This is a genomic window from Gilliamella sp. App6-5 (assembly GCF_001690525.1).
Lineage (GTDB): Bacteria > Pseudomonadota > Gammaproteobacteria > Enterobacterales > Orbaceae > Gilliamella > Gilliamella apicola_H.
In genome coordinates this window covers 1-4,420 of sequence record NZ_LZGT01000053.1, presented here as the reverse complement: position 1 = coordinate 4,420, position 4,420 = coordinate 1, and the positions used below count along the sequence as shown (strand labels likewise).

Here is a 4,420-nt window from a genome sequence, read left to right as displayed (position 1 = left end):
GACCGGCATTTACGCTGGGGCTTTCCCAAATGTTTTAATCGCATCAGAAAGCTCGGCTATAAATGGAATCATAAACGGGTGTATCGGGTGTATTGTGAATTAAAGCTTAATCTCAGGGTAAAGCGTAAACAGCGCATTCCTCCACGAAACCCAGAAAGGTTATTAGTCCCCAATAAACAAGGTGAATGTTGGTCAATGGATTTTATGAGTGACAGTAGTCGTAATCAGCGTCGCTTTAGGACGTTCAATGTCATCGATGACTTTAATCGTGAGGCGCTAGGCATTGATATTGCAGTAAGCTTACCGGCAGGGAGAATTACCCGTTACTTAGATAAACTGGCTGAATATCATGGCTATCCATTAAAAATACGGGTCGATAATGGGCCAGAATTTACAGGAAAAACCTTTATAAACTGGGCTAAATCCCATGATATAGCCATTGATTATATCCAGCCCGGTAGCCCTTATCAAAATGGCTATATTGAACGATTTAATCGTACCTATCGTACTGAAGTACTCGATTTATATCTTTTTAATAATCTAGAACAAGCAAGAAAGGTAACCGAAGAATGGCTAACAGTGTATAACACCGAAAGACCGCATGAGGCATTAAATAACATGACACCGATTGAGTATAAAACATTAAAACAGGCAGCTTAATTTTCTACGTAAGTTGTGTACTAAGTTTGGGGTATTTACACAGGCTTTATCTCGTCAATAAAATACAAATTAAGTTCTAATAGATAAATATTGACCAAAATCAAAAGTAGCCTGCTCCTCAATATATGGATCTATAGCAATTAGCTTTGCATAATATTTCATTGTTTTTCCATGATTCTAGTATAGGAACTGGTTGAATAGTAAAAATAGTTACGTATTTATTTCTCATCTTCATATGGATTTGATACTAAAAATATCCATATTATCACGTTAGTTTGTAAAGCAAATATATTCTGCCAAAATAATAATTTATATAGTATTATTTTAAATAGAATAAATTTTAGCTTATTGCATATTAGCAGTGATGGTAAGATAACTAGGCAATAAATAATCTTATCTTCATGACCAAAACTAATACCATTTTGTTTGATTTTAATTAGTAGGTGATCGCATAATTAGGCGATAATGATAGAACATTCAGACGCATGAGATCACTAAAATTCAGTTGTATTATTCTATATTTATTTTGCTTTGTAATAGCATGATATTGATTTACTAATTGCGTAAAATAAATAATGTTATATAAAAAATGAATTTAATATCTTTATCACTTTTCCTAAATCAAAATATTATTTTTGATCCTTTTGCTGGCCCCAATTGAGCTATATCAATACCAATAGAGCCTAAATAATCTATCATTTGTTGATACAAATTGAATTCATGAATTTCATCAATAATTGTTTCATGTTCGTCGAAAAAATCCACACCATCTACTAATTTTATAACTTCATAAAGAACCCTATAATTTTGATTTTTAAAATTTATTGCAATAGTGGTAAATTGCGAAGCATTATTGGGCAGATCATCGATAATTGTTGTTTGCAATGTTCGCCCTAATCGAATATATTCATCTTTAGTATATTTCATATAACCATAATCTTTTTATTCAATATGATTTTAGAGCCTAACAGGTTTGTCATAATTTTAATAGGCGCTAAGGCATAAAAATAACATCATTTACTCTGTCTGATACGTTTTATACAATGCTATTTCAGCCGATATACATTGGCTAAACCTGTAATTTAAATTTTTTATTACGTCACCTTCTGTATAACAATAGACCATAGGATCATCATGTCTATCCATAAAGAATAGACTTGAATAACCTTGATGTAATAAAAAAGCGTAGAGATTATTGGGAATAGAAATATTGTTTTCAGCCATTAAGACTAAAGTGCCTTGGTTTATATCAGCAATTTCATGAAATAACACGGCTGTACCGAGCATAAAATCACCCGCATTCACCCCCAGTTTTGACAGAAAAATTTTATAATATTCAGGAAGCTGACCATATTGGCGTTCAAGTTGAACCAATTGTTGGTCATTACAGCCTTTTATAACAAACCCTTTGGATTTCAACATAGCAATTAATTCATTGAGTTGATGATTAAAGTCTGGTTTATTCATTTTAATTTTAGTTTTATTTCCCTAGCTGGTAGATATCTTTAACTTGCAGTTGCATTTTAAAACAGCCGAGAGCGCTTAGAGCTAAACTACAAATACTATCAGTATGATTTATTTTTTCGACATAAATAAAATGCCCAATATCGTCATTTTATTGAGTAAATAACTAAGCGCAGTTGCCACTATGTAGAAAAAAACTGGATTGTTTGCACTTCATGATTAAAATAATTTTCTAAAAAAACATAAGGCGTTTTACTCGAAATCCTTTTATGTAGTTTAACCGTATTATAAACGTTAATAAACTACTTAACCTTTTCATTTTCTATATTTTATAACAACTATTTGCTGATTATACACATCACCATTAAAGTGCGTGTCACGCTTTCTACTTTTCCATTCGATTGAAGAAAAGTATATTAAATAACTTTTTGATTTATAAAATGATTACTACATTTTTTAACTAATAGGCGCCTAACCCTTAATATTCTCATCATTATCCAAATAAATATATTCCGTGGTTAAAGGCATTGGGTTAACACACCATCTTCAATCTGGCTTTTAGCTCGTTATAAATAGTTAAACGTTTAGCCAAATTGGTGACAATTATTTTTCTTTATCTATACTCATTACAGTAATTTTTCAGATTATTGTAAATAACACCATTAATTCCTACAATAATAGAATAATATTAGGGAAAAATGTTGGGAATAAATAAATGAAATACTGTGTTAAAAATAAATAAATCACAGTTAATGAAAATCTAATTCAGACAAAAACTTAAACTCGTCAATAAAATTTTGCTATTAGTCATAGTTAGATTTAACACATTCAGAAATCGACATATTACCTAACAGTAATATTTAGTTTAAATAATAGCGAAAATAGGAATGACAAAAGTGACTCAAAATCGATCCATATATTGCAAATCAAAATATTCAGCTCGCTATAAACTATAAAGATTTTTTTGATGATAGAAAAATATAAAAAGAGAAATTGAAAGTCCTTACAAAGAAAAAACACGCACATAAACGATTGAAATTATGAAATAGGATTGATCTTATGCCGGCATTATCTGAATATTCAAACATATCAAACACTGCACTCAATATATTAGATAAAAAAGGGTACCAAATTTGGTATGACGAAAGGTTAGAAATGTACTGTACGGAAAAGAATGGTTGGAATTTCATGGCTGATTCACCATGTGGTTTGTTAGGTTTAATTAGCATTTATGAGTTTAAACAACCCACTATATATAAAGAACATTGGTGGCAAGATGATGATAAAAACTTACTCAATAATTTAAGAAAAAAACCTAAATACACATCAGTAACAGATAAAAAATAAGATAGGTTAAGGTTAAGTTCAAGCTACTACAGATAAAGCAACTCGGTGTATTTTTTACATATCATAAAATAATGATATAAAAAATAAAACTCGAAAAGCAAAAAAGCCCAGCATCACTGCTGGGCTCTCTCTAATTTAAAAGTCTGGCGGCACCCTACTCTCACATGGGTAATACCCACACTACCATCGGCACTACGGCGTTTCACTTCTGAGTTCGGCATGGGGTCAGGTGGGACCACCGCGCTATTACCGCCAGACATATCCTGTACTCTTTTCAATTAGCTACATTATCTCATATCTGCACTAATCTCTCAATCCGGAACAAACTGTTATTTCAACTTTTATACTATCAATCGCATAATCCCAAAACAACTCCGAGTTGTAAGGTTAAGACTCTCGGTTCATTAGTATCAGTTAGCTCAATGTATCACTACACTTACACACCTGACCTATCTACGTCTTAGTCTCAAACGGACCTTACTGAATCTCTTCAGGGAAAACTCATCTCGAGGCTAGTTTCGTACTTAGATGCTTTCAGCACTTATCTATTCCGCACGTAGCTACCGGGCAATGCAATTGGCATCACAACCCGAACACCAGCGGTGCGTTCACTTCGGTCCTCTCGTACTAGAAGCAAACCCTCTCAATTTTCCTACGCCCATGGCAGATAGGGACCGAACTGTCTCACGACGTTCTAAACCCAGCTCGCGTACCACTTTAAACGGCGAACAGCCGTACCCTTGGGACCTACTTCAGCCCCAGGATGTGATGAGCCGACATCGAGGTGCCAAACACCGCCGTCGATATGAACTCTTGGGCGGTATCAGCCTGTTATCCCCGGAGTACCTTTTATCCGTTGAGCGATGGCCCTTCCATTCAGAACCACCGGATCACTATGACCTACTTTCGTACCTGCTCGAGCCGTCACTCTCGCAGTCAAGCTAGCTTT

The 4,420-nt window shown here is 33.7% G+C and carries 4 protein-coding genes and 2 rRNA genes; 2 read left to right on the top strand and 4 right to left on the bottom strand.

Annotated elements, in window-relative coordinates:
• A partial coding sequence (locus A9G24_RS06875) for an IS3 family transposase (RefSeq protein WP_141673100.1) occupies positions 1 to 660 on the top strand: 660 nt, incomplete at its 5' end.
• A 621-nt stretch (positions 661 to 1,281) separates the two neighbouring features.
• On the opposite strand, the gene A9G24_RS06870 is transcribed toward A9G24_RS06875, so the two are convergent.
• Positions 1,282 to 1,587, bottom strand: a complete 306-nt coding sequence (locus A9G24_RS06870; RefSeq protein WP_065638350.1) for a hypothetical protein — start codon at positions 1,585 to 1,587, stop codon at positions 1,282 to 1,284.
• 90 nt (positions 1,588 to 1,677) lie between these two features.
• Positions 1,678 to 2,127 carry a hypothetical protein gene (locus tag A9G24_RS06865; RefSeq protein WP_065638349.1) on the bottom strand — a complete coding sequence of 150 codons (450 nt, stop codon included), beginning with the start codon at positions 2,125 to 2,127 and terminating at the stop codon, positions 1,678 to 1,680.
• Between the two features lie 1,056 nt (positions 2,128 to 3,183).
• Between A9G24_RS06865 and A9G24_RS06860 the strand changes: the two genes are divergently transcribed.
• Positions 3,184 to 3,471: a hypothetical protein gene (locus tag A9G24_RS06860; protein ID WP_065638348.1), complete on the top strand. Its 288-nt coding sequence runs from the start codon at positions 3,184 to 3,186 to the stop codon at positions 3,469 to 3,471.
• 141 nt (positions 3,472 to 3,612) lie between these two features.
• On the opposite strand, the gene rrf is transcribed toward A9G24_RS06860, so the two are convergent.
• Both rrf and A9G24_RS06850 read right to left on the bottom strand, forming a co-directional pair.
• A 5S ribosomal RNA gene (gene rrf / locus A9G24_RS06855) occupies positions 3,613 to 3,728 on the bottom strand.
• Positions 3,729 to 3,854: 126 nt separating this feature from the next.
• Positions 3,855 to 4,420: ribosomal RNA gene (locus tag A9G24_RS06850) — 23S ribosomal RNA — on the bottom strand; the annotation flags it as partial.

Excerpts from the sequence above, each read along its gene's own strand:
- A9G24_RS06870 (WP_065638350.1), bottom strand. The coding sequence starts at position 1,587 with ATGAAATATACTAAAGATGAATATATTCGATTAGGGCGAACATTGCAA.
- A9G24_RS06865 (WP_065638349.1), bottom strand. The coding sequence starts at position 2,127 with ATGAATAAACCAGACTTTAATCATCAACTCAATGAATTAATTGCTATG.
- A9G24_RS06860 (WP_065638348.1), top strand. The coding sequence starts at position 3,184 with ATGCCGGCATTATCTGAATATTCAAACATATCAAACACTGCACTCAAT.